We start from the raw sequence: 24,265 nt of genomic DNA, 5'->3' as shown, positions 1-24,265 counted from the left end.
ACAAGATTTGAGTTTTTGGTGCAGGGGGGCGATAAGTGTACTGTCCGGTCAAATACAACGGAATTTCTCATCCACACCTCTGTTCGCTAATGATGGCCCCGGAAGCCCTGAGTAAAGGGAACACCATCAATGAAATTACTGCGGTTCGGTCCCAAGGGCGCTGAAAAGCCCGGTCTTCTGGATGCCAAGGGCGCAATTCGTGATTTGTCGGGTGTGATTGATGATCTCACAGGCGAGTCGCTTGGCGATGAAGCCCTGGACCGATTGCGCAGGTTGGATACGGCAAGCCAGCCTCTGGTGGATGGTCAACCGCGAATTGGCGCTTGCGTCGGTCAGGTCGGCAAGTTCGTCTGCATTGGTCTGAACTATGCCGATCACGCGGCCGAAAGTGGGATGGAGCTGCCGCAGGAACTGGTGATCTTTTTCAAGGCAACTTCAGCCATTATTGGCCCCAACGACACGGTCGAAATTCCTCGTGGCTCGGTCAAAATCGATTGGGAGGTGGAGCTGGGTGTGGTGATCGGGAAAGAGGCCAAATACGTCTCGGAAGCCGAAACCTTGAGCCATGTCGCGGGTTATTGCGTCATCAACGACATATCAGAGCGCGATTTCCTACTGCACCGTTCGGGCCAGTGGGTCAAAGGCAAATCCGCCGACACGTTGGGTCCTATAGGTCCATGGCTTGTGACACGGGATGAGGTACCCAATCCGCAGGACCTGCAGATGTATCTTGAGGTGAACGGGCAACGGTTTCAGGATGGATCGACCCGAACGATGCATTTCGGCGTGGCGACAGTAATCTCTCATCTCTCGCAGTTCATGTCGCTACAGCCGGGAGATGTGATTTCAACAGGCACCCCTCCGGGCGTGGGCATGGGCCAAAATCCGCCGACCTATTTAAAACCCGGCGACAGGATGGAGTTGGGCATCAAAGGCTTGGGTGTACAACGGCAGAACGTTGCGCAGGGCTGAGCCCTATGTTTGTGCAATTGTCACAATTTTCCGCAACAGAAAGAGGGCTGAAAAGTCACTCGGGCCAGGGCAGTGAATAAGTTTTGACGTTGGTGAAAAATTTCATCGCCTCGATCACGCCTTCCTTGACGCCGTTGCCGCTGTCCTTGATGCCGCCAAAAGGAGACAGTTCGATCCGGTAGCCGGGCTGTTCCCAGATGTTGCAGGTGCCAACGTTCAAACCGTTGATGTAGGTAATCGCCCGGTTCAGATCATTTGTACAGACACCCGCAGACAAACCAAATGCGGTGCCGTTTGAGATCTGCATGACTTGCGCATCATCATCTGGAACACGAACGATCGGCACGATTGGACCAAATGTTTCTTCCATCACCAACTCGCTGCCGTGGGGCACCTTGTCGACGACGATCGGCGGCAACAGTGCACCGTCGCGGCCGGGGTGATAGAGGATTTCTGCGCCCTCTTGCGCAGCCTTCAGCACGCGGTTTTCGAACAACTCGGCGGCTTGTGCGTGGATAACGCAACCCAATTGCGTTTCTGGGTCCTGAGGGTCACCAAACCGGATCGCTTTTGCCTTTTCCAGAACAAGTGGCACAAATCTATCTGCCACGCTTTCCTGAACCAGAATGCGTTTGATCGCGGTACAGCGTTGCCCCGAATTCCCTGTGGCCCCGGCCACAGCTATACTGGCGGCCTTGTCCAGATCGGCGTCATTCAGATCATTCAGCACGATCAGAGGATCGTTGCCGCCCAACTCCAGTGCCTGCCGTTTGTAACCCGCCTTGGACGCGATCATCTTGCCTACCGGCAAACCGCCCGTGAAGGTTACTATGTCAATGTGTTCATTGGTGATCATCTCATCGCCGATATCTTTTGGCCAGCCAGTCACGACCTGAAACATTTCGGGCGGCAGCCCTGCCTCGTACAGTATGTCCGCCAGCGTCAGGGCCGTCAGTGGGGTCAGCTCGGTCGGTTTGCAGACCATGCTGTTATTGGTGGCAATGGACGGTGCAATCTTGTGGCTGACCATGTTCAGAGGGTGATTGAACGGTGTAATTGCGCTGATGGTTCTGACCGGCTCGCGTTTGGTGAAAATCTTGCGCGCCTTGCCGTTGTGGGTCAGATCGCACGAGAAAACCTCACCATCGTCCTTCAGGGCCTCGGAGGCAGCGAACTGAAAAACGTCCTGCGCGCGCCTGGTTTCATAGATCGAGTGCTGATGGCAGATGCCAAGCTCAAGCGTCAGCCATTTTGCGAGGTTTTCGCGATTTTCACCAATCAACGCGCCGGTGCGCCGCAAAATCTCGCTGCGTTCGTAACGCGTCAATTTGGGCGTGTAATTTGCGGCGATCTCAAAAGCTTTGCGTACATGTTCAGAAGTGCCGGCAGGGACGGTACCGACAACCTCACTCGTGTAGGGGTAGTGGACCGGGATTTTAGCATCGGTAAAGACAATCTCGCCGCCAATACGCATGCCTTCGTTGCGGATACCGGATGTGTTCATGATAACGTCCATGATAAAGGGGCCAACGCTATGCTGGCAAAAAGCGGTGCTTCAAAATTGCGCAATGGCAGGCGCAGCGAAGTGTCGATCACGCAATTGAAGATGAAGGGAACGCCCCGCTCGGTCAATCCACTGTGGCAGTCCAGAGCTGGATTGCACCTCGGTATCCAAGTCTCACCAACGGTCTTAGTTGCCACTTTCGTGCGACCACGATCTGCGGAAGTTATGCGGCGAGACATTGTACCGGCCTCGGAAATGAACTGAAAGCCTGTCCGTGCTGGAAAACCCGGATGCAAAGGCAATCTCGGATACGCTGAGGTCGGTTTCATTCAAAAGGGCGAAGGCACGATCTAGCCTGAGGTTGTTGTAATACTGGCCGGGCGACATCTTTGTGTGCTGCTGGAACAGCCGTTCCATATGGCGTCTGGACAGAGACGCCTGATCCGCTACCGCCTCAAGACTGAGCGGCGATTCAATGTTGTCCCGCATTATTTGGACAGCTTCGACCAGCTTGGCGTTGCGCGTCCCCAAAAGGGCCGAGACTGGCGAAACTTGATTGCTGCCACTTTCTCCGACGCGTCGGTGCAAGCACATCTCGGACACGTTGATGGCCAGGGCGTTGCCGAACAATTCCTCGATCACTTCCAGCATCATATCGGTGCTGGCGTGCCCTCCCCCGCAAGTGCGCAGCTTGCCGTCAATCTCGTACAGGCTCTGGGTTGGTGTCATTGTCGGAAAATACTCGCAAAACCCGGGGCGATTTTCCCAATGAACGGTGAACTTTCTGTCGCCGATCAGGCCGGCCTTGGCCAAGGCAAATGCCCCGGTGCAGATACCGCCAAAATCACATCCATGTGCCTTTTGCCGACGGATCCAATTCAGAACCCGGGTGTCAAACGAGGCCATCGGCTCAGTGCCGGAACACACGAAGGTATAGGCCCCCTGCTCTAGATCATGCATGGGTTGGTCGGCTTGAATGCGGATTCCGTTCGAACACGTGACCGGTGCGCCATCTGCGGACAGGACGTACCATTCGAACAATTGCTTTCGGGCCAGTTGGTTTGAAATACGCAAGGGTTCAATCGCAGCGCTAAACGCCAACATCGTGGTATTAGGCAGCAACAGGAAATGAAAGGCCTTGGGTGGTCCATCATAGGGAACGTCGACGGAAATCGCCCCCCTGGGCAGGAAACGTTGGCTGTCCACTACACCCCTCCTTCGCGTTCGAATACCGCATCGTCGCTGGCCTGCTGAAACGCTCGAGCAACTTTAAGTTATCAATAGATGTAAGACCCTTGGAAATCGAACGCTCATTTTGTATTTTGGATACAACTTACACCGACCGAGACCACTCTTATGCCCAGAACCCGCGCGATCGCACGTCAAAGTCTTCCGGAAGTCATCACAAATGATCTGCGGGAACGTATCCTAAGCGGAGAGATGGCCGAAGGTGAAACCATCCGTCAGGAGGCCCTTGCCGAGGATTATGATGTTTCGCGCATGCCGATCCGCGAAGCTCTGAAACGGCTGGATGCCGAAGGCCTTGTGCAGCTGACTAACAACCGTGGTGCATCGGTGACTTCGCATTCGCTTTCGGAAATTGGCGAGATTTTCGACCTTCGGGTTCTTTTGGAGGTCGACCTGTTTAAAAGGTCCATTCCGCAGATGACGGAAGCTGATTTCGCCAGGTGCGAGAAGCTGCTCGATGACATGGAAAGGTCTTACGAAGCTTATAATGTCGGGCGGTGGGGCAGCCTGAATTATGAATACCACAAAGCCCTTTATGCGGCTGCTGATCGTGGGCTGACCAATGAGATTCTTCAACGGGTCAATCTGCAATCGGACCGCTATGTCCGTATGCATCTAAGCGTCATGGAACAGCGCGAGCCCGCCAAGCAAGATCACCGACAGCTTTTGTCGCTGGCACGCAAACGTCAGGTTGATGCCGCAGGTGAACTGCTGACCAAGCATATTCAACGGACCAAGGATCAGTTGCTGGCGATGGTTATCAAGACACGGAAAGGCGAATCCGGCTGAAGGTCCCCCATCCCTACCCCAGTGGATGCAGGCACGCCACTTTGTGGTCTGTCCCGCTCAGTTCTGGCGGCGCGGCGCGGCATTCTTCGGTTGCAAGCCAGCACCGTTGTGCAAAGGCACAGCCTTTGGGGATGTTCATCGGGGACGGAAGCTCGCCTTCCAGTTTGATCCGATCCTTGCGCGCGTCGGGATCTGCGCGAGGCGTCGTCGACAAAAGAGCCTTGGAATAAGGATGTCGAGGGGCAGCAAACAGCTTTTCTTTCGGAGCTTTTTCAACCGCGCGGCCTAAATACATAACGATCACATCGTCGGCAAAATGCTTCACCACCGACAAATCATGCGAAATGAACAGATAGGCAAGGTTCAGACGTTCCTGCAGTTCGACCAGCAGGTTCAGAATTTGCGACTGGATTGAGACGTCCAGTGCTGAAACCGGCTCATCCAGCACCAGCACCTTGGGGTTCAGCATTAAGGCGCGGGCGATTGCAATCCGCTGCCGCTGCCCGCCCGAAAACATGTGTGGGTAGCGGTCGTAATGTTCGGGGCGCAAACCCACGAGGTCGATCATTTCACGCGCGCGCGCCTCGCGGTCGGCTGCGGACATCTCGCGACGGTTAATTATCAATGGCTCTTGCAGGATTTGACCAATCCGTTGGCGCGGGTTGAGCGAGCCGTAGGGATCCTGAAACACGATCTGTACAGTTTCACGCATCTGGGCCCATTTCGATGGAGATATTTCAACGCCATCGATGGTCAGACTACCCGAGGTCGGTTCTTCGATCATCGTCACAACCCTTGCGAGGGTGGACTTCCCACAACCGGACTCTCCTACGATCGCCAGCGTTTTGCCCGGCCGCAGTTCGAAATCTACACCAGACAATGCCTTGACCGTTTCGGCCTTCGACAACAACCCGCCTTTTACGGTATAAAACCTGGCCAAATCACTGGCCTGAACAATGGGGGCGGTCATGCCAGCTCTCCGGTTGTTATCTTTTCAACGTAATGGCAACGAGCCTTGCCGAATTCCGCGCTGTGCGGAGTTGGGGGCAACGATCGGCAAAGATCATCTGCATATTGGCATCTGGGGCTGAACAGACACCCTTTTGGCCGGTCAAACTGCCCTGGAACGACGCCGGGAATGGTAGGCAGCATCTTCGACGTCGCCCGTTCCGGCAGCGCGTTAAGCAACGCAGTTGTGTAGGGGTGGCGCGGGGTTCGGAACAGGTCTTTGACTGCCTGCTCCTCGACCTTTTGGCCAGCATATTGGACTTGAACCCGCTCGGCGGTCTCGGCGACAACGCCCATGTCGTGCGTGATAAGGACCAAACCCATGCCCTGCTCATCCCGAAGGCGAACCAACAGATCAAGGATTTGCGCCTGAATTGTCACGTCCAGTGCCGTTGTCGGCTCGTCCGCAATCAACAGCTTGGGTTTGCAGGCGATGGCCATCGCAATCATCACCCGTTGGTTCATGCCGCCGGACATCTGGTGCGGAAACGTGTTCAGGCGGCTTTCGGGTGCGGGGATTCCGACCTGATCAAACAGTTCAATAGCGCGTTGGTGGCGGTCCTTTCGGTTCAGGCCCAGGTGGATGCGCAAGGCCTCCTTGATCTGGAAACCCACTGTAAAGCAAGGGTTCAGCGACGACATCGGTTCCTGAAAAATCATGGCAATGTCCTTGCCAATGATCTTGCGTCGGTCACGGGCCGAGATTTTGGTCAGGTCAATGCCTTCGAAACTCAGTTGATCTGCGGTGATTGTAGCGGTCCATGGCAGCAATCCCATCAGCGCCAGCATCGACACGGATTTGCCCGAGCCGCTTTCGCCGACAATGGCCATCAACTCGCCCTTGTCGACAGACAGATCAACACCATCCACAGCCCGGAACTGACCCGAGGCGGTTGCGAATTCAACGGTGAGGTTTCGGATATCCAACAGGCTCATGTCGTCAGCTCCGCTTTAGCTTAGGGTCCAGCGCGTCGCGCAGACCGTCGCCCATCAGGTTGATGGCCAGCACCGTGACTAGGATGGCCAGACCGGGGAACGTCACCACCCACCACGCACGCAGAATAAACTCACGTGCTTCGGCCAGCATGGTGCCCCATTCCGGCGTGGGCGGCTGCGCCCCCATGCCCAGAAAGCCAAGGGCTGCGGCATCCAGAATGGCGGTCGAAAACGACAGCGCCGCCTGCACGATGATCGGGGCCAGGCAATTCGGCAGCACGGTCTTGAACATCAGTCGGGCCTTGCTAGCACCGGCAACGCGAGCCGAGGTCACATAGTCCTTTTGCCGCTCTGCTAACACTGATGCCCGTGTCAAACGCACGTAATGCGGTTGGAAAACAATGGCGATGGCAATCATTGCGTTGGTCAACGAGGGACCAAGGATCGCAACCAGAACCAGCGCAAGCAGCAGTGAGGGGAAGGACAGGATGATGTCCATCACCCGCATGATCATCGTATCGACCCATTTGGGCGCGAAACCCGACAGCAGGCCGACAATCACCCCGCCCGTCACGGCCACACAAACCACCACGATGCCGACAAAGAAAGAATAGCGCGAGCCCATGATCAGCCGCGACAGCATGTCCCTGCCCAGCGGATCGGTGCCCAACGGGAAGGCCCAACTGCCGCCTTCTTGCCACGCAGGGGGTTGCAGGATGTGATTGCGGAATTGTTCAGTCGGGTCGTAGGGGGCCAACAAAGGCGCAAAGGCCGCGCAGAAGACAAAAGCGGCAAAGACCCAAAGGCCCATCACCGCACCGCGGTTTTCGCTGAAGTAATACCAGAACTCTCGCAGAGCGCTGGGGCGGTCTTCGGTTTTTGGTGGGGTCGCGGACAATTCAGCCATCATCGCCTCCGGATTTTGGGGTTGATGACGCCGTAAAGGACATCGACCAGCAGGTTTACCAGCATGACGATCACGGCGATCATCAGCAGGCCGCCCTGCACCACCGGGTAGTCGCGGCGGAAAATGCTATCGACCATCCACTTGCCGATGCCTGGCCAGCTAAAGATTGTCTCGGTCAGGATCGCCCCGGCCAGCAAAGTGCCGACCGACAGGCCGATCACTGTAATCACCGGGATCAGCGCATTGCGCAGCGCATGCAGCCCATTGATCCGTGCGGGGGCGAGCCCCTTTGCGCGGGCCGTGCGGATGTAATCCTCACCCAACACTTCCAGCATGGCCGAACGGGTCTGGCGCGCAATTACGGCCAAAGGGATCGTGCCTAAGACGATGGTCGGCAGAATTAGATGGCGTACAGCCGATCCAAAGGCCCCCTCCTGCCCGGACAGCAGACTGTCGATCAACATAAAACCTGTGACGCTTGGAAAGTAGTACAGCAGGTCGATCCGGCCTGAGACAGGCGTCCAACCAAGGTTGCCGGAAAACACGATGATCAACAACAGCGCCCACCAGAAGATCGGCATGGAATACCCGATCAGCGCAGAAGACATCAGCGCCCGGTCGAAGATTTTGCCCCGGTTCACAGCGGCAATAACGCCAGCAGGCAGCCCTAAAGCGACCGCAAAAATCATGGCGCAGATCGACAGTTCCAGCGTCGCGGGAAACAGGGCAAAAAATTCGTCCCAAACCGGCTTCTTGGTGACAAAACTTTCGCCCAAATCACCATGCAACACACCAACCAGATAGTCCCAGTATTGCTGCAGAACCGGTTTGTCGAAGCCAAGCTTCTCGACCATTTCCTGATAGCGTTCTTCGGACATTCCGCGTTCACCGGCCATGACGATGATCGGATCGCCTGGAAGCACCCGAATGAACATGAACGAGATCAGTGTTACGCCCAGAAATGTCGGAATGAACATGCCGAGGCGGGTAAGGAAATAGCCAAACATCAGCGGCCTATGATTGTTAGTTCTTTGGGAAAGCTTGTCAGCGACCGGCAACCGTCTTTGGTCACCAGTACGTCATCTTCGATCCGAACGCCGAAATTGTCCAGGTCATAGAGGCCCGGCTCGTTTGTCCAAACCATGCCCGCGCGCATGATCTGGCCGTTGCCACGCATGATGTAGGGCGCTTCGTGCACATCGCGGCCCAGCCCATGACCGGTCTTGGTGCGGATACGATCTGCATAGGGCGAGGCCTCGAGCACGCTGGTCACCGCGTCGTCGATATCGTGGGCCGTTACGCCGGGTCGGCAAGCTTCGAACCCGACAAGGTTGGCACGCAAAACCGTGTCGTAGACCGCCCTGCCCTCATCTGAGGCTTCGGCGACAAAAAAGGTGCGTGTGATGTCGGCGGCAAACCCATGCTTGCGTGCGCCGAAATCGAATAGCAGCGCGTCGCCTGCTTTGATCTGATAATCCGCGCGCGCTTTACCATGCGGTTGAGCCGAGTTTCCTCCGGCTGTCACGATAGGCGAAAAGGCCAGCGACGCAGCCCCTTCTGCGAACAGCGTTTGGATCAAGGCCTGCTCAATCTGTACTTCCGTCTGACCAACACGAACATCCGCAATGACTCGTTCCAGTGCTCGTTCCGAGATATCAATTGCCGCTTGCAGCGCTGCAATGTCATCGTCCGTCTTGATGATGCGCAGGCCGGAAATCTCGCGCTCAGCATCCACGATCCGCAAGTTGGGCCGGGCTCTGGTAAATGCCTTGGAGACAAAGACGCGCATCACCTGCCCTTCGACCGCCAGAGATCGCAACGGCATATGTTCAGCCAGTGCCGCGAAGGCATCGTCATAGCCCGTCTGATCGCGCCAGTCGAAGACAGCGCCGTCAAACCCGACCAGCGCCCAAGAGCCCAGTTCTAGGTTCGGCACAATCGCTGCCGGTACGCCTTCGGCCGGGATCACGACCACAAAGGGTCGCTCGTTGCTCATGAAGGGTTTTACCAAAGCGCGGGTAAAATTCGGACCGGGCACCAGTGCCACGGCATCTACTGACATGTCCTTTGCCAGTTGTTGGTACTCGGACAAATCCGGCATTCGCGCCGACCTCCCAATAAAGAAAACCGGAGCCGCCAATTGGGCGGCTCCGGTCGTTGAGTGGTGGTTTATTCGACGCTCACACCGTAGAAGATGTGGCCGCCCAGCGGGTGCACTTTATAGCCCTGAACCTTATTGCTCATCGGCATGTACACGACCGAGTGCGCAATGGTTGCCCACGGGGCCTGCTCTTTGAAGATGACCTGGGCGTCTTCATACAGCTTGGTGCGTTCAGCCTGATCGGTGGACTGTTTGGCCTTCAGGATCAGATCTTCGAACGGCTCGTGGCACCATTGTGCGCGGTTCGACGCTTCGCGACCGTCACAGCCCAGCAGAACCGCCAGGAAGTTGTCTGGATCGCCATTGTCACCGGTCCAGCCCAGCAGAACGGCACCGTCCCGGTCCAGATCTTTCGAACGCGACAGGTACTCACCCCATTCGTAAGACACGATCTCGACGTCCACGCCAACCTTCGCGAAATCCGCCTGGATCAGTTCAGCCATACGACGCGCATTCGGGTTGTACGGACGCTGTACCGGCATAGCCCAGACCTTCATCGACAGGTCGGAAACACCTTCGGCTTCCAGCATCGCCTTGGCCGCTTCTGGATCATAGGCATCGTCGGTGATCGCGTCGTTATAGCCCCACATGGTCGGCGGGATCGGGTTCTTTGCAACCTGGCCCGAGCCCTGGAACACCACGTCGATGATCGCGTTCTTGTCGATTGCCATGTTCAACGCCTTGCGGACGTTCGGGTTGTCGAAGGGCGCCATTGTGGTGTTGTAGGCCAGATAGCCAACGTTCAGGCCTTCTTGCTCCAACATGTTGATGTCGGCATCATCCTGCATTGCCTGAATGTCAGCCGGGTTCGGATAGGGCATGATGTGGCATTCGCCGGCCTTCAGCTTTTGATAACGCACAGATGCGTCCGGAGTGATCGCAAAGATCAGATTTTCAACGTCTGCAGGGTCTTTCCAGTAGTCGGCATTCTGGGCGTACCGGATTACGGCATCTTTTTGATAAGCCAAGAACGAGAACGGGCCGGTGCCGATGGGTGCGGTGTTCAGCTTTTCAGGTGTTCCGGCTTCCATCATCGCGTCTGCATATTCTGCAGACAGGATCGAAGCAAAATCCATTGCCATGTTGGCAACAAACGGCGCCTCGGGCTTGGTCAGCGTGAATTTGACGGTATAGTCATCGACCTTTTCGATCGACTCGACCAGATCGGGCATACCCATACCCTTGAAGTATTCCCACGTACCACCAGAGACCTGATTATACGGATGGCTGTCATCCTTTTGGCGCATGAACGAGAAGATTACGTCATCCGCATTGAAATCGCGGGTCGGTGTGAATTCGTCGTTCGAATGGAATTTAACGCCCTGACGCAGCTTGAATGTGTACTCCAAGCCATCATCACTGGCCTCGACGCTTTCGGCCAGACCGGGGATAACGTTGGTTGTGCCAGTTTCGAATTCCAGCAGGCGGTTGTAGATCGGGTGCGATGAGGCATCAAATGTGGTTCCGGCTGTAAACAGTGCGGGATCGAACCCCTCGGGTGAGCCTTCTGAACAATAAACCAGCGTGTTGGCCTGCGCGGCTGCGCTGGACAGGGCAATTGCCGCTGTTGCAGCCAAAAATTTAAGTTTCATGATTGTCTCCCAGAAAAATTATCAATCGGCTTTCGCGTTGCTTTTGTTGACCAAGCAATTTCTGACGACTCTCATCGCCGCGAAATCTGTGCCCAATGTATCCAAAATACAAAATCCATTGTCAACTCACTTTGAGTGCTCTTGCACAGCTTGACCAAACGCAAAGGAAGCAGCCGAAAGACTGCCCAGCATCATTGCGTTGTCTGGCCAAAGGAATCGACGGGTATTTATTGCGAGAATGTTGGGGTCACACCAACCGGTGGCCGGTCTTGAATATATGCCCCAACACGGTTCAGCACGGGGCTTCTGGGGCATCCCGGGCGGGTCGCGGCCCCAAGGTTGCGCAGGTTTCCCGGGCCCTCAAACGGAACAAAGCTCAAGGGCCATTTGTCCCGCTTGAATTGCTCGGCAGCTAGGGCCGACACAATTGTACAATCATCAGAATGACAAATGTGTCGGCAGATCGTTTCAAACCTCAGCGCGCTTAGATCAAACCGCTTGGCGACTCGGATCGCAGGATCAGCTTTGGGCAAACGGTCCTCAAGCTCATAGCCAAAACTGTGGGGAAGCCGGATGAAGTCATGCGGAGGCACATCCTCTGGCGCAATAGAGGGAAGCATACAAAGTGGGTGCCCTTCACGCATGGCCAGAAACAACGGCTCGGCCCAAATTGACGTGAAAGCCAGAGCGTCGCTGTTGTTGACTTTGGCCACCAGCGCCATGTCCAATTGATGATCTTCCACCATCTGTAACATGTTTTGCGGAAGGTCCTCGATCATGGTCACACGCATCCGCGGGTACAAATCGCTGAACAACCCTGAGAAGTACTGCGTCAGGTAGGGTGCTAGCGTTGGCGTCATGCCAATCCGGTACGTGACGGCCTCGGGGTCGCGGTATTGGGTGGCAGTGTCGCGGATCTGTTGTGCATCAGACAGGATGGATTCAGCTATTTTTAGGATGTTTTGACCAAATGCCGTTGGGCGCACTTCGTTATTCAGTCGTAGAAACAGTTCAACACCCAGTTCCTGTTCCAGCTTCTTGATCTGGTTCGATAGTGCAGGTTGCGAAACGTTGCACGCAACCGCCGCCTGACTGAACTTGCCATGTTTTGCAATGGCGAGCACATACTCCAAATCTCTGAAATTCATCCGCTCAATCTCTCTGCAGTCATACAAAAGCGGCTCTAAACCACCCCTTTATGTACCTTAAAGCGGGTAAAACTGCATGAAATCCCGATCAACTCCGCTGACAAAACTGTTAACCGGCGCATTCGAATAGAACATCACGCGCGGCAGGAAAATTGTAACCTGTTGATTTATTTGATGTGGCATTTCCGGATTCTCACGGAAACCGTGACTATTTGCGTTGGTTATACGGCCGATTTGCAGGATGAATTTCAGATGACGCGGGGTGCCGTCTACCCCTTTGCTACGTGGAATGCCCGACACACAGGGCGGACTGCCAAACGTAACAATTTATGACGGAGTACCCCATGCTGTCCCAACTTCTGACAAGCCTGCGCGCTCGTCTCTTGACCACGTCTACAATAGCGCAAGAGACCACCCGCGACGGCCAAACCCTTTTCAACAACTTCTTTCAAAGCACCGTTGTAGATGACACCCCGGCTTTCGTGCTGGCAAATGACTTCTCGCGTCTGCTGAACTTTGGTGAAATCATCACCAACAACGCTGTTGCCGCCGTTCAGGCGCAGGGACAGGATGTTGACGTGTTCAACTTCCGCTCTGGGCGGATCGAAGCGAACAACGGCCCCGACGCATTAGCCACCGGCGTTCAGGTCACCGGCAGCGCACAGGTTCGCAACTTTGGTGAGATCGCGGGTGAATTTAACGGCGTTCAGTTTGCAGGTGCTCAAAGCTCGGGCGGCCTGGACAACTTCCGCGGCGGCGTGATCAGCTCTGACAGCCGCGCAGTCGACATTCAGGGCCAAGGCATTGATGTGCGCAACTTCGGTGACATCATCGGCACCGGCGATCAGCGCAATGGCACGATTTACACCAACAGCACTGCCGAAGACATCTCGATCTCGAACTTTACGGGTGGCACGATTGACGCGGGCGAAGGCAACCAGGGCGCGGGCATCTCGTTGCAGATCGGCGATGAGGTCGGCGATCGCGTGGAAACCGACATCTTCAACGGCTTTGGCGCGACAATTCAAGGCCGTGGCCAAGGGGCCGCCAATACCGGGCTGGCCGGCGACGGCATTCGCATTGACGACGGTGTCGAAGGTGCCACGTTGGAAACCGAGATCGTCAACAGCGGCCTGATCTCGACCGAAAGCAACCAAGGCACGGCCGCCGGTATCCGCATCGCGGATGGCGTAAACGCCGAAGGTGAGATCCTGAACACGTCGACCGGCGTGATCGAAGGCCCGCGCAATGGCCTTTACATCGGCAATGGTGAACATGATCTGGACGTGCTGAACTTTGGCACCATCCAATCCGGAAGCCGCGCGGTGAATATCGACGGCTCAGGTGTCAACCTGATCAATGGCGGCGACATTCTGGGAAACGACGACCAGCGTAACGGCACCGTTTATGCCGATGGCACCGCAGATGACTTCTCGGTCCGCAATCTGGCCAATGGCACAATCGACGCGGGTGAGCACAACCAGGGCTCGGGTTTCGCAGCAGAAATCGGTGGAGCCGCCGATGGTGCCAACACGTTCTCGTTGGAAAACGACGGCCTGATCCAGGGTCGGGGCAACGGCGCAGCAGGCACTGGCCTGGCCGGAGATGGTATCCGCATCGGCAACCCCGGAAATCAGGGCATCGCCGAAGCGACCATTGTCAACCGTGGCGAGGTGCGCTCGGAAGGTGCCAACGGCACTGTAGCCGGTGCGCGCGTTGTGGATGGCGTGAGCTTTCAGGCCGAATTTACCAACGCCGGCACAATCTCGGGTGTCCAAAACGGCGTCTACTTTGGCAACGCGGATCATACGGGTGGTCGTTTCGTCAACGAAGCAGGAGGCGTTGTGTCCTCGGACAGCCGGGCCTTCAACATTGATGGCACGGGGCTTGAGGTCGACAACCAAGGTAACATCCTTGGCACCGGAGATCAGCGCAACGGTACGGTTTACGCTGATGGAACCGCGGATGACTTCTCTGTACAGAACTCAGGTCTGATCGACGCTGGTGACGGCAATCAGGGTTCTGGCTTTGGTGTGGAAATTGGTGGTGCAGAAAATGGTGCCAACACATTTACACTGGAAAACACGGGCGTAATCAACGGGCGCGGAAACGCGGGTGCGGCCACGCCGCTTGCCGGTGATGGCGTTCGCATCGGCAACGTTGGCAACACCGGAACTACCGATGCGACGATCGCCAACTTTGGCGGGATTTTCTCTGAAGGCGCCAACGGCACGGTCGCCGGCATCCGAGTTGTCAATGGCGTGAACTTCCATGGCACATTGCTTAACGCGGGCGCCATCGAAGGCGTGCAAAACGGTGTCTACTTTGGCACTGGTGACCATTCGGGCGGGTCGTTTGTTAATAGTGGAACCGTTTCCTCGGACAGCCGGGCAGTGAACATCGATGGTAACGGGCTTTCCGTTCAGAACCTGGGTGCCATTTTAGGTACAGGCAATCAGCGCAACGGCACAGTCTACGCTGATAGTACGGCAGACAACTACACCTTCACTAACACTGGTCTGGTGGACGCGGGCGAGGGCAACAACGGCTCGGCTGTTTCGCTGCAAACAGGTGACGTTTCAGGCGATGTCGTCTCGGCAGCGATTGTAAACGAAGGTGTCTTGCAGGGTCGCGGCGATGCAACCGAGGGCAATCAGGTTGGCGATGGTCTGCGCCTGTTCACGGGTCAGGAAGACGCATCTTTTGCCGGAGTTGTCATCAACGAAGGTCTCATTGCCGGGTCCGACCAGTCGGACGCTGCAGCCGGTATTCGTATCGATGGCGGTTTGAACCTTCTGGGTGCGATCCTGAACGAAGGCGAAATCCGAGGCACTGTAAATGCGATCGATGCATCGGGTGCTGGTGACGTTACCATCGTCAACGACGACGAAGGAGTGATCAACGGCAACGTTCTGCTGGGCAACGGCAATGACATTTTTGTCGATCTGGGCACCACTAACGGCGACATTGACGGTGGCGCAGGTGATGACGTTCTGATCGTTGGCGATGCAGACAATGTGCTGACCGGTGGTCTGGGCAATGATTTCATCGACGGAGGCGACGGCATCGACACAGCCGATTTCTCGGATCTGGATGTTGCCGTAGAGGTCCGTCTGGACGCCAATGGCAACGGCTCCGCCACGCGCGATACCGGGTTCAGCGTCTCGATCGTGGATGCGGCTATTGTGGCTCCGGACCAGTTTGGTGCGAATATCCCGGATGGAGGCTGGTTTGTAGAAGAGGCCGTTCTGGGCAATCTGTACTACAACATTCACACCTCCGACTTTCCTGCCGGGGAAATTCGCGGGCAATTGCTGGTCGACAGCGATGTAACCGAAAACGGCATCCGCACAGTTTCGCTGAGCGGCGGTCTGGACGCATCGCAAGAACCCGGGCCGACATCGGATAGCGAAGCCACCGGCAACGCGACCGTTGTCATCACTCAGAACCTGGCAACAGGCGAAGTCACCTACTCGAGCGAGTTGAGCGTTGTGGGCCTTAACGAGGCCGACCTGAACACGCCGATCCCCGGTGTCGTATCAGCCATCCATCTGCACAACGCACCAGCGGGCGCAAACGGCCCGGTCGTGCAGGACACGCTGGTGGACGCAGGCGCGACGCTTGATGTTGATGCAACAGGCGGCACCGGAGTTGTCGGTCTGGACGTGATCGACAATCAGATCGAAACCGACGTGCTGGTCTCGATCGAGAATGTCATCGGCTCTGACGATGGTGATGTGATTGTCGGCAGCGATCTGGAGAACGTTCTGAACGGCGCGGATGGCGATGACCTGCTGAACGGTGAGGGCGGCAATGACGTCCTGATCGGTGGCGAAGGCGCTGACACCTTCCTGTTCCAGGGCACCTTCGGTGACGACACAATCTCGGACTTTGAAACGGGCGTCGACAGAATTCAGATCGGAGATCTGGGCCCTGACTTCGACGGCGGTCCGAGTACCGTTCAGGATGGTGACGACGCCGTCATCAGCTTCGGCGACGCAGGCTCGATCCGTCTGGCCGGTGTCAACGCCGCAGACCTGACCGAGAACGACTTCATCGTTTAACCAATCAACAGCGGGGCGGCCTAGGTCGCCCCGTTTGCCAAACCGGAAAGGGTTCCCTGATGTCCCAGCAAACCAATCCCGTGAAAGCCGCCTGGGGGTCGCTGCGCAACGGCTTTGTTGCAGTTGCCTTCTTCAGCTTGTTTCTGAACCTTCTTATGCTCGCCGGTCCGCTTTACATGTTGCAGGTCTACGACCGCGTCCTGACCAGTCAAAATGTCGACACCTTGATCGCGTTGTCAGCATTGTTGGCCGGTGTATTCGTCGTGGTCGCCTGCCTTGACCTGATGCGGATGCGCATTTTGGGACGTCTGGCCGCCCGCTTTGAGCTGAACGTTGGTGCCCCAGTTCTTGGCGCTGCGATGCGCCGCCGTGTCCATGGCGAAGCCGACGCTGGCGAAAACCTTGTCGAAGACGTGAACGGATTTCGCGAATTCATCTCAGGAACCACGCTGACCGCGTGTTTCGACGCGCCGTGGATCCCGCTCTATCTGTTGGTCCTTTATGCCCTACACCCCTATCTGGGTCTGCTTGGTTTGGCCGGGGCCGTCATGCTGACGATCATGGCTCTGATCAACAACTCGCGCTCCCGGGAACCGATGCGGTCGGCTTCGCAAGCGCGCGGTCGTTCAGATGCCTTGTTCAGCATCAGTGATAAAAACGCCGAGCTTGTTCAAGCGCTTGGCATGAAATCCGATTTGCTGCGACGCTGGACCTCGCTTCAGGCGGAAGCCCATCAGCACAAGACCCGCGCCGCCGACCGGGTTGCTAGCTTTTCTGTCGTGTCCAAGACCGTTCGGATGGGTTTGCAATCGGCCATTCTGGGACTTGGCGCGGCACTGGCCATCACCGGAGAATCCACCGCTGGCGTCATGATTGCGGCAACCATCGTTCTGGCCCGCGCATTGGCCCCAATTGACCAATTGATCGGTCAGTGGCGCAGCTTTCTGGCCGCGCGCGGATCTTACTCCAAGCTGGCAAAACTGACCGAAGAGTTTGCCGAAGCCCCACCCAATCTGCACCTGCCGCGCGCGTTCAAATCTCTGGACGTCAAGATTGCGCAGGCAGGCCCCCCGCGCGCCGTCAACGCCTCGCTCCGCCAGATCGACTTTGGCCTTGTGCCCGGAGATGTGTTGGCAGTTATCGGGCATAGCGGTTCGGGCAAGACCACCTTGGGCAAGATGATTGCCGGCATCTGGCACCCCCAACGGGGTGAGGTTCTGCTGGACGGCAGCCCGATGTCCAAATGGAACCACGAAGATCTGGGTAAGCAGATCGGATATCTGCCGCAGGATGTCGAGCTGTTCGACGGCACGATCCGCGAAAACATCGGTCGCTTCTCGGTCGCCATAGATGATGCAGAGGTGCTGCGTGCCGCCCGCGAAGCCGGTGTGCACGAAATGATTAGCGCCCTTCCCGATGGATATGAAACGCGCATCGGTCGCGGGTTCTTTTTGTCAGGTGGTCAACGTCAGCGGCTGGCACTGGCCCGGGCGCTTTATGGCGATCCGTTTGTGTTGATTTTGGACGAACCGAATTCGGATCTGGATGCCGAAGGCGAACAGGCTCTGCGCGATGCGATCATGTCGGCGCAGGCCCGCGGTGCAATTGCCATCGTCATGACCCATCGTCCGGCAACGCTGCAGGCCGCCAACAAGGTGATGGTCCTGCGAAACGGCGCCCAATCTCAGTTCGGAGACAAAGAGGACGTTCTGAAGGTCAATCGCTGGAACGTTCTGGACAACCCTACCCAATCCGCGGCGAAAAAAACCGACGCGACCACTGCCAATGAAACTCTGATCAGCGGAGCTGCCCAATGACCCAATTGATGAAACGCTCGCAATCTCAGAACGCGCTTGCTGCCCACGATGTACAAGCGTTGGACATCACGACCGAGACCGCTGAGATCAAACGCTATGTCCTGTTCGGGTTGTTTACCCTGATGGCCTTCGTTGGCGGCAGCGCCTATTGGGCCTTCGCCTCGAAACTGGACGGGGCGGTGGTCGCGCCCGCCTCGTTTGTGGTGGAAGGTGACCGCAAGACGGTCGAACATCTGGACGGTGGCATCATTGACTCGATCCTTGTTACGGATGGTGAATTTGTTCAGGCAGGTCAGCCCCTTGTGCGACTTGACAGCTCGGATATCGACGTAGATCTGAGTATTCTGGGCAGCCAATTGGGCGAACTGTCGGTCCGACGCGCCCGCTTGCTGGCGCAAATCAACGGCACGGACAGGTTTGACGAGCCAACAGCATTGGCCGGGTTCAGCGATGGGATGCAGCGGCTGCATTGGCTGTCGCCTTACCTGACGCAGAAACAACTGTTTGACGCCGAAGCCCGCGCCCGCCGGACCGAGGCTCAAATCAACGCGCAACGCATTCAGGGGCTGCGCAATCAGATCGCCGGCCTGAACGAACAACGCCTCTCGACCCAAAACCAGAAGGACATCACGCAGATTGAGCTGTCCAATCTGAAGTCCTTGCTGGACAAAGGGCTTGTGGCCGTCACGCGGGTCAGCGCGCGCCAGATCGAAATGGAACGTCTGGGCGGTGTCGATGCGTCGTTGCGCACCCAGATCGCGCAGGCCCAGGATCAGGTGCAAGAGTTGCAATTGTCCCTGCTCAGCCAACAAAAGCGGCGCGACGAGGTGATAGCCGGAGAGCTTGCGGTTGTGGATGCTCAGCTTGATCTGATCCGCTCACAATATTCAGGGGCATCGGAACGGTTGAAACGAACACAGGTTCTGGCCCCTGCCAGCGGGCGGGTCGTCAATTTGGCAGTATCCACAACCGGCGGCGTCATTCGCCCCGGAGAGGCGATCATGGATATTGTTCCCGCCAATCAGGCCCTGATCGTCGAAGCGCGGATCAAAACCGCCGATATCGACAAGCTGCAGATCGGTCAGGCAACACGCATTCGCCTGTCAGCCTTTACGCAGACCGATGTGCCCGAAGCCAGCGGCCGGATTTTTGACATCTCAGCCGACGCGCTGGAGGACGACCGTACCGGCGAGCCTTATTACAAAGCCCGGGTGAAACTGGATGCCGATCAACCCACCGAAGTCGCCGCCCTGGATCTGTTGCCTGGAATGCCCGCGGATTTGTTTGTGAAAACCGGCGAGCGCGCAGTAATCAGCTACCTGTCACAACCAATCAGTGATCGGCTGGCCAAGACTTTTATCGAGTGACTTGTTTTGCCCGCATTCGGCTTGCCGGATGCGGGTCGTTCACATCTTTTTCGTGAGGAAATGCAGCAAGTTAGACGCCGTATCGCGCCATGAACATATCAACGGCCTGCGTCGCAATTGCGTCCAACTCTGCTTTGGAAAAGCTCTTTTGAACGCCAATGGCAGCGCGGGTCCAAATCCGAACCTTGCATAGTTCACTGAACTGTTCGGCTGCCAATTGCAGGTTGTCGATGGCCAGCTCACCCTTGTTGACCGCCTTTTCCAGATACTCGACCATCTGGCGTTGACCGTTCTGCGGCCCGGCCTCATAAAATGTTTGGCCCAGCTCCGGGAACCGGTCACGCTCGGCGATGCAGATGCGGAACATCTGTTGCGAGAAGTCCGAGACCAAAAAAGTTGTCAGCTCTGTTGCAGCGATTGTCAGACCTTCGCGCGCTGGTTTACGGTCATCGACCATGGCGACGACGTTTTCCGCCATCCGCTTGCATTCGACCTGTGCCACTTCCATGAACAGTAGACGTTTGTCTGGGAAGTAACTGTATAGCGTCGCCTTTGATACCCCCGCAGCGCGTGCGATGTCGTCGACGCTTGCACCTTCGAAACCATCCGCCATGAAAACCTCGCGGGCTCCGCGCAGGACCTGATCAAATTTTCGGCCTGTACGCAGAATGACGGCTGCTTCGGTCATGTACTCTCCTTCGGTCGATTGGGTGACAAATGTTTAAACCGTTCAGTTCAGATAAACAAATCGCACAATTAGCAGGCACCTGGCAACACAGATGACGTTAGGTTTTCGATTGACCAGTTAAGTTAATTTACAACGCGCGTCCCCAAAACCCTATAACTGGCCCGTCATATCTTGCAGCCTGTGTGTTACGTGCTACCACTTTGCACATGGTCGATATCTTTCTGCGCACACTGCCCTTTTTTGCGATCATCGGCTTGGGATACTGGGCTGGGCGCAGTCGATTTTTTTCTGAAGAAGCAACGGCGTACCTGACGAAATTCGTTTTCTATTTTGCGCTGTCGGCCATGCTGTTCCGCTTTGCCGCCACCCTGCCCTTTGCGGATATTTTCAATGCAAGGCTAGTCGTTGGATACTTGATCGGAACCGCCGCTGTGTACGCCTTGGCGACGGTTGTCGCATGGATACGGCGACTCGACATCCCGACCGCCGCGGTTGAGGCACAATGCGCCGCCATCGGCAATGTCGGCTTTCTAGGCCTCCCGATGCTGGCGCTGCTTTTTACCGAAGCGGCGATTGGGCCGGTTATGTTGGTTCTAACGGTCGATCTTGTGGTGTTTTCATCCTTAATCGTCATTTTGATCAATGGCGGGCGTGACGGTCGGCTAACACCTGCAACCTTCCGGTTGATCGGGATCGGGTTGCTCAAGAACCCGATGATTGTCTCGATTTCGACGGGTTTGCTTTGGTCTGCAGTGAAGGTCCCCGTCCCCACCCCACTGAACGATTTCCTGACAATTCTGGGCGGAGCGGCCACACCGGGTGCCTTGTTTGCGATCGGAGCCTCATTGGCCAGCAAATCCGCCGAGCGTGTTCAGATCGCCGGCTGGCTGAGCTTTTGCAAACTGGTCTTGCACCCTGCTTGCGTTGCAATCGCTCTGGTTTGGATATTGCCTGTCGCAGCATTCCCCGCGTCCGTCGCAATCGCCGCCGCAGCTCTGCCCGTGGCAGGCAACGTTTACATGCTGGCCGCGCATTACGGTGTGGCCCCGCATCGTGCGTCAGCTGCAATCTTTTTGTCCACAATGGCCAGTATTCTAACCGTACCATTAGTCATCGCCTGGGTAGGAACGCCTTAGACTCAACCTTGTGAAAAATGACGTGCCGAAGGCACACAGCCTTTACGTATTGGTCGTGTAAGGTTAGCCATGGCGCAAACCTAGCGTAAGGACAAAACCAAATGGAAACCCTTTCGGAAAACGCATGTTTCGGAGGCGTTCAAAGCGTCTACCGCCACGCCTCGACTGCCTGCCAGTGCGACATGACCTTTGGCTTGTTCTTGCCAGCCGAGGCCAAGGACGGCCCGGTTCCGGTTTTGTGGTATCTGTCAGGCCTGACCTGCACTCATGAAAACGCGATGACCAAAGCAGGTGCTCAGGCCTGGGCGGCTGAACAAGGCATCGCGGTGGTCTTCCCGGACACCTCGCCGCGCGGTGAGGGTGTTGCCGATCACGATGATTACGATCTGGGCCAGGGTGCCGGGTTCTATCTGAACGCCACGCAGCAGCCTTGGGCACCGCATTTCAATATGTGGGATTACGTGGCCGAAGAATTGCCTGCTTTGCTGACCGAAAACTTCGCAATCGACGCGGAGCGTCAGGCCATAACCGGACATTCGATGGGAGGGCACGGAGCGTTGACACTGGCTATGAACCTGCCGGGGCGCTTCCGGTCTGTGTCCGCTTTCGCACCCATTTCAAACCCGACGGGTGCGGATTGGGGTCGCAAGCAACTCAGCGCCTACCTAGGCGATGATCAGACGACATGGGCCAAACACGACGCCTCAGTCATGATGAAAGAAGTCGGCTTTCACGGCCCTATCCTGATCGACACTGGTGCCAGTGACCAATTCATCGACTTGCTGCGCCCCGAAACTTTGGCGCAGGCAATTGCTGAACGTCGTCAGCAGGCAATCATCCGTCTGCAGCCGGGCTACGATCATTCGTACTTCTTCGTGTCGACCTTCATGGAAGACCACATCACCTTCCACGCCGAGGCACTGTACGGAGACTGAGGCATGAGTAAGTACGACTATGACCTGATCATCATCGGGTCCGGCCCCTCGGGTCGTTCGGCGGCGATACAGGCGGGCAAACTGCAACGGCGTGTTCTGGTGATTGATCGCAAGGATCGGTTTGGCGGCGTGTCCGTCCACACCGGAACGATCCCGTCAAAGACCCTGCGTGAAACGGTACTGAACCTGTCCGGCTGGCGCGAGCGCAGTTTTTATGGCCGCTCGTACCGGGTCAAAGATCAGATCCGGGCCGAAGACCTGAAGGCACGTCTGCATATGACGCTGGATCATGAAGTTGACGTGCTGGAACACCAATTCAACCGCAACCATGTGGAGACCCTGAACGGGTTGGCCAAATTCGTTGGGCCTCACGAGATTGAGGTTGCCACTGATGCCGGTGAGACAACGAGACTTACGGCGGCCAAGTTCCTGATCGCAACCGGAACAAAAACCTATCGCCCGGATTATGTGCCATTCAACGGCAAGACCGTAGTGGACGGTGACGACTTTCTAGAGATGGCAGAGATCCCGCGCTCGCTGGTCGTGATAGGTGCCGGAGTGATTGGCGTGGAATACGCCACCATGTTCTCGGCATTGGACGTTCGGGTGACGTTAATCGAACCTCGTGAAACCTTCTTAGATTTCATCGACACCCGCCTAATCCATGATTTCACCCATCAGATCCGCGAAAACGGCGTGGACCTACGTCTGGGCTCAGCCGTTCAAAAGATAGAAGACGCTGGGGGCCATGTCGAAGTGACTCTCGAGAATGGCCGCCACGTGCGAGCTGAGATGCTACTGTTCGCCGCCGGGCGCATGGGGGCGACATCGGCATTGAACCTGCAGGCCGTTGGCTTGGAAACCGATCATCGCAATCGGATCGACGTGGATCGCAAGACGTATCAAACTGCAGTGCCGCATATCTACGCGACTGGCGATGTGATTGGGCACCCATCATTGGCCTCAACCTCGCTGCAACAGGGCCGTGTGGCTGCATGTCACGCACTGGAAACCCCTACCCTGCCGGAAAGTCCCTGGTATCCTTACGGCATTTATTCGGTCCCCGAGATCTCAACTTGCGGCATGTCCGAAGAGGAACTGCAAGAACGCGGCATCCCATACGAAGTCGGCGTGGCGCGGTTCCGGGAGACTTCGCGTGGGCATATCATGGGGTTGGAGCATGGCATGCTGAAGATGCTGTTTTCACTGAAAACCCGCCGGGTGCTTGGCGTGCAGATCGTGGGCGAAGGTGCGACAGAGTTGATCCATATCGCGCAGGCAGTCCTGAATCTGAAGGGCACGGTGGATTACTTCGTGCAGAATACGTTCAACTATCCAACCCTTGCCGAGGCCTATAAGATCGCTGGTTTGGATGCATTCAATCGGATGCCAATCCCGGACGAGTTCAAAGTGCGCAAGAAACCCGCTGAAAAGACCGATAAGAAGGCCGGGAAAGCGTGACGACGCTCTATATCGATGGCGATGCCTGCCCCGTGAAAGCCGAGGCTGAACGGGTTGCAACCCGGCACAAAGTTCCGATGGCACTGGTGTCAAACGGTGGCTTGCGGCCGTCTGCAAACCCATTGGTGCAGGTGGTCATCGTGTCTGAGGGTGCGGATGAGGCAGACAAATGGATCGCCGAACGATGCGGCGCAGGGGACGTAGTGGTAACCTCGGATATCCCGCTGGCCGCAAAATGTGTTGAGGCCGGCGCTCGGGTCCTCCGTCCAAACGGTGAAGCCTTTACCGCGGCCAATATCGGCCAGCAACTGGCCATGCGTGATTTGATGGCCGACTTGCGCGCATCCAACCCATTGGGCGCGGGTGGCGGCGGAAAACCCTTTGGCAAAGCTGACCGATCCCGGTTTTTGGACGCCCTGGAACGTGAGTTAAGGGCTGCGCAGCGGGGCTAATCCTCCCGCTTGCCAGCGACGCATCATAGATGCGTCTTTGACAATTGGGCCGGGCAGCGCTGCGCGCTGCGGTTGTGCCT

At 56.7% G+C, this 24,265-nt stretch carries 19 protein-coding genes; 9 read left to right on the top strand and 10 right to left on the bottom strand.

Going from position 1 to position 24,265, the window contains the following annotated elements; all coding sequences use genetic code 11:
* Positions 1-129 precede the first annotated feature (129 nt).
* On the top strand, positions 130-972 hold the full coding sequence (locus tag QMP16_RS08955) for a fumarylacetoacetate hydrolase family protein (protein ID WP_282152081.1): 843 nt from the start codon (positions 130-132) through the stop codon (positions 970-972).
* A gap of 55 nt (positions 973-1,027) precedes the next feature.
* On the opposite strand, the gene phnY is transcribed toward QMP16_RS08955, so the two are convergent.
* Positions 1,028-2,488: a phosphonoacetaldehyde dehydrogenase gene (phnY, locus tag QMP16_RS08950; RefSeq protein ID WP_282152080.1), complete on the bottom strand. Its 1,461-nt coding sequence runs from the start codon at positions 2,486-2,488 to the stop codon at positions 1,028-1,030.
* 174 nt (positions 2,489-2,662) lie between these two features.
* Positions 2,663-3,682: a GlxA family transcriptional regulator gene (locus QMP16_RS08945; RefSeq protein WP_282152079.1), complete on the bottom strand. Its 1,020-nt coding sequence runs from the start codon at positions 3,680-3,682 to the stop codon at positions 2,663-2,665.
* Between the two features lie 150 nt (positions 3,683-3,832).
* Here QMP16_RS08945 and QMP16_RS08940 point away from each other — a divergent pair, with 150 nt between their 5' ends.
* The gene (locus QMP16_RS08940) at positions 3,833-4,513 is read left to right on the top strand and encodes a GntR family transcriptional regulator (RefSeq protein ID WP_282152078.1); all 681 of its coding nucleotides are present in this window, start codon (positions 3,833-3,835) and stop codon (positions 4,511-4,513) included.
* Between the two features lie 13 nt (positions 4,514-4,526).
* Here QMP16_RS08940 and QMP16_RS08935 read toward each other — a convergent pair whose 3' ends face one another.
* The 7 genes from QMP16_RS08935 to QMP16_RS08905 all read right to left on the bottom strand — a co-directional run bounded on the left by QMP16_RS08935 (position 4,527) and on the right by QMP16_RS08905 (position 12,265).
* Positions 4,527-5,483: an ABC transporter ATP-binding protein gene (locus tag QMP16_RS08935; RefSeq protein ID WP_282152077.1), complete on the bottom strand. Its 957-nt coding sequence runs from the start codon at positions 5,481-5,483 to the stop codon at positions 4,527-4,529.
* A complete protein-coding gene (locus QMP16_RS08930) occupies positions 5,480-6,457 on the bottom strand; it encodes an ABC transporter ATP-binding protein (RefSeq protein ID WP_058277169.1) in 978 nt (325 codons plus the stop codon). The genes QMP16_RS08935 and QMP16_RS08930 overlap by 4 nt, the downstream gene beginning before the upstream one ends.
* Positions 6,458-6,461: 4 nt before the next feature.
* Entirely contained in the window at positions 6,462-7,367 is a 906-nt protein-coding gene (locus tag QMP16_RS08925) for an ABC transporter permease subunit (RefSeq protein WP_082637042.1), read from the bottom strand.
* Entirely contained in the window at positions 7,364-8,371 is a 1,008-nt protein-coding gene (locus QMP16_RS08920; protein WP_282152076.1) for an ABC transporter permease subunit, read from the bottom strand. The genes QMP16_RS08925 and QMP16_RS08920 overlap by 4 nt, the downstream gene beginning before the upstream one ends.
* A complete protein-coding gene (locus tag QMP16_RS08915) occupies positions 8,371-9,465 on the bottom strand; it encodes a Xaa-Pro peptidase family protein (RefSeq protein WP_282152075.1) in 1,095 nt (364 codons plus the stop codon). Before QMP16_RS08915 ends, QMP16_RS08920 begins: the two co-directional genes overlap by 1 nt.
* A gap of 68 nt (positions 9,466-9,533) precedes the next feature.
* Positions 9,534-11,117, bottom strand: coding sequence for an ABC transporter substrate-binding protein (locus tag QMP16_RS08910; RefSeq protein WP_282152074.1), 1,584 nt, complete (start codon positions 11,115-11,117; stop codon positions 9,534-9,536).
* 227 nt (positions 11,118-11,344) lie between these two features.
* A complete protein-coding gene (locus QMP16_RS08905) occupies positions 11,345-12,265 on the bottom strand; it encodes a LysR family transcriptional regulator (RefSeq protein ID WP_282152073.1) in 921 nt (306 codons plus the stop codon).
* Between the two features lie 344 nt (positions 12,266-12,609).
* On the opposite strand from QMP16_RS08905, the gene QMP16_RS08900 reads away from it, so the two are divergent.
* From QMP16_RS08900 to QMP16_RS08890, 3 genes are read left to right on the top strand one after another with little or no spacing between them, the layout of a single operon-like run.
* Positions 12,610-16,329 (top strand): beta strand repeat-containing protein, encoded by a 3,720-nt coding sequence (locus QMP16_RS08900; protein ID WP_282152072.1) that lies wholly within the window; start codon positions 12,610-12,612, stop codon positions 16,327-16,329.
* A gap of 59 nt (positions 16,330-16,388) precedes the next feature.
* The gene (locus tag QMP16_RS08895) at positions 16,389-18,146 is read left to right on the top strand and encodes a type I secretion system permease/ATPase (RefSeq protein WP_282152071.1); all 1,758 of its coding nucleotides are present in this window, start codon (positions 16,389-16,391) and stop codon (positions 18,144-18,146) included.
* Positions 18,143-19,513, top strand: a complete 1,371-nt coding sequence (locus tag QMP16_RS08890) for an HlyD family type I secretion periplasmic adaptor subunit (protein ID WP_282152070.1) — start codon at positions 18,143-18,145, stop codon at positions 19,511-19,513. The genes QMP16_RS08895 and QMP16_RS08890 overlap by 4 nt, the downstream gene beginning before the upstream one ends.
* Before the next feature lie 70 nt (positions 19,514-19,583).
* Here QMP16_RS08890 and QMP16_RS08885 read toward each other — a convergent pair whose 3' ends face one another.
* Positions 19,584-20,201: a TetR/AcrR family transcriptional regulator gene (locus QMP16_RS08885; protein WP_282152069.1), complete on the bottom strand. Its 618-nt coding sequence runs from the start codon at positions 20,199-20,201 to the stop codon at positions 19,584-19,586.
* 206 nt (positions 20,202-20,407) lie between these two features.
* On the opposite strand from QMP16_RS08885, the gene QMP16_RS08880 reads away from it, so the two are divergent.
* The 4 genes from QMP16_RS08880 to QMP16_RS08865 all read left to right on the top strand — a co-directional run bounded on the left by QMP16_RS08880 (position 20,408) and on the right by QMP16_RS08865 (position 24,185).
* Positions 20,408-21,337 carry an AEC family transporter gene (locus QMP16_RS08880; protein WP_282152068.1) on the top strand — a complete coding sequence of 310 codons (930 nt, stop codon included), beginning with the start codon at positions 20,408-20,410 and terminating at the stop codon, positions 21,335-21,337.
* A gap of 101 nt (positions 21,338-21,438) precedes the next feature.
* On the top strand, positions 21,439-22,272 hold the full coding sequence (fghA, locus tag QMP16_RS08875; protein WP_282152067.1) for an S-formylglutathione hydrolase: 834 nt from the start codon (positions 21,439-21,441) through the stop codon (positions 22,270-22,272).
* Positions 22,273-22,275: 3 nt separating this feature from the next.
* The gene (sthA, locus tag QMP16_RS08870; protein WP_282152066.1) at positions 22,276-23,733 is read left to right on the top strand and encodes a Si-specific NAD(P)(+) transhydrogenase; all 1,458 of its coding nucleotides are present in this window, start codon (positions 22,276-22,278) and stop codon (positions 23,731-23,733) included.
* Positions 23,730-24,185 carry a YaiI/YqxD family protein gene (locus tag QMP16_RS08865; protein ID WP_058272080.1) on the top strand — a complete coding sequence of 152 codons (456 nt, stop codon included), beginning with the start codon at positions 23,730-23,732 and terminating at the stop codon, positions 24,183-24,185. The genes sthA and QMP16_RS08865 overlap by 4 nt, the downstream gene beginning before the upstream one ends.
* Positions 24,186-24,265: the final 80 nt, after the last annotated feature.

Origin of the sequence: Ruegeria atlantica (assembly GCF_947495585.1) — a bacterium.
Lineage (GTDB): Bacteria > Pseudomonadota > Alphaproteobacteria > Rhodobacterales > Rhodobacteraceae > Ruegeria > Ruegeria atlantica_G.
Note: the sequence above shows the minus strand (reverse complement) of the source record. Positions and strands in the feature narration are given on the sequence as shown.

Excerpts from the sequence above, each read along its gene's own strand:
- QMP16_RS08955 (WP_282152081.1), top strand. The coding sequence starts at position 130 with ATGAAATTACTGCGGTTCGGTCCCAAGGGCGCTGAAAAGCCCGGTCTT.
- QMP16_RS08890 (WP_282152070.1), top strand. The coding sequence starts at position 18,143 with ATGACCCAATTGATGAAACGCTCGCAATCTCAGAACGCGCTTGCTGCC.
- QMP16_RS08940 (WP_282152078.1), top strand. The coding sequence starts at position 3,833 with ATGCCCAGAACCCGCGCGATCGCACGTCAAAGTCTTCCGGAAGTCATC.
- phnY (WP_282152080.1), bottom strand. The coding sequence starts at position 2,488 with ATGGACGTTATCATGAACACATCCGGTATCCGCAACGAAGGCATGCGT.
- QMP16_RS08895 (WP_282152071.1), top strand. The coding sequence starts at position 16,389 with ATGTCCCAGCAAACCAATCCCGTGAAAGCCGCCTGGGGGTCGCTGCGC.
- QMP16_RS08920 (WP_282152076.1), bottom strand. The coding sequence starts at position 8,371 with ATGTTTGGCTATTTCCTTACCCGCCTCGGCATGTTCATTCCGACATTT.
- QMP16_RS08935 (WP_282152077.1), bottom strand. The coding sequence starts at position 5,483 with ATGACCGCCCCCATTGTTCAGGCCAGTGATTTGGCCAGGTTTTATACC.
- QMP16_RS08880 (WP_282152068.1), top strand. The coding sequence starts at position 20,408 with ATGGTCGATATCTTTCTGCGCACACTGCCCTTTTTTGCGATCATCGGC.
- QMP16_RS08905 (WP_282152073.1), bottom strand. The coding sequence starts at position 12,265 with ATGAATTTCAGAGATTTGGAGTATGTGCTCGCCATTGCAAAACATGGC.
- QMP16_RS08915 (WP_282152075.1), bottom strand. The coding sequence starts at position 9,465 with ATGCCGGATTTGTCCGAGTACCAACAACTGGCAAAGGACATGTCAGTA.
- QMP16_RS08900 (WP_282152072.1), top strand. The coding sequence starts at position 12,610 with ATGCTGTCCCAACTTCTGACAAGCCTGCGCGCTCGTCTCTTGACCACG.
- sthA (WP_282152066.1), top strand. The coding sequence starts at position 22,276 with ATGAGTAAGTACGACTATGACCTGATCATCATCGGGTCCGGCCCCTCG.
- QMP16_RS08910 (WP_282152074.1), bottom strand. The coding sequence starts at position 11,117 with ATGAAACTTAAATTTTTGGCTGCAACAGCGGCAATTGCCCTGTCCAGC.
- QMP16_RS08885 (WP_282152069.1), bottom strand. The coding sequence starts at position 20,201 with ATGACCGAAGCAGCCGTCATTCTGCGTACAGGCCGAAAATTTGATCAG.
- QMP16_RS08925 (WP_082637042.1), bottom strand. The coding sequence starts at position 7,367 with ATGATGGCTGAATTGTCCGCGACCCCACCAAAAACCGAAGACCGCCCC.
- QMP16_RS08930 (WP_058277169.1), bottom strand. The coding sequence starts at position 6,457 with ATGAGCCTGTTGGATATCCGAAACCTCACCGTTGAATTCGCAACCGCC.
- fghA (WP_282152067.1), top strand. The coding sequence starts at position 21,439 with ATGGAAACCCTTTCGGAAAACGCATGTTTCGGAGGCGTTCAAAGCGTC.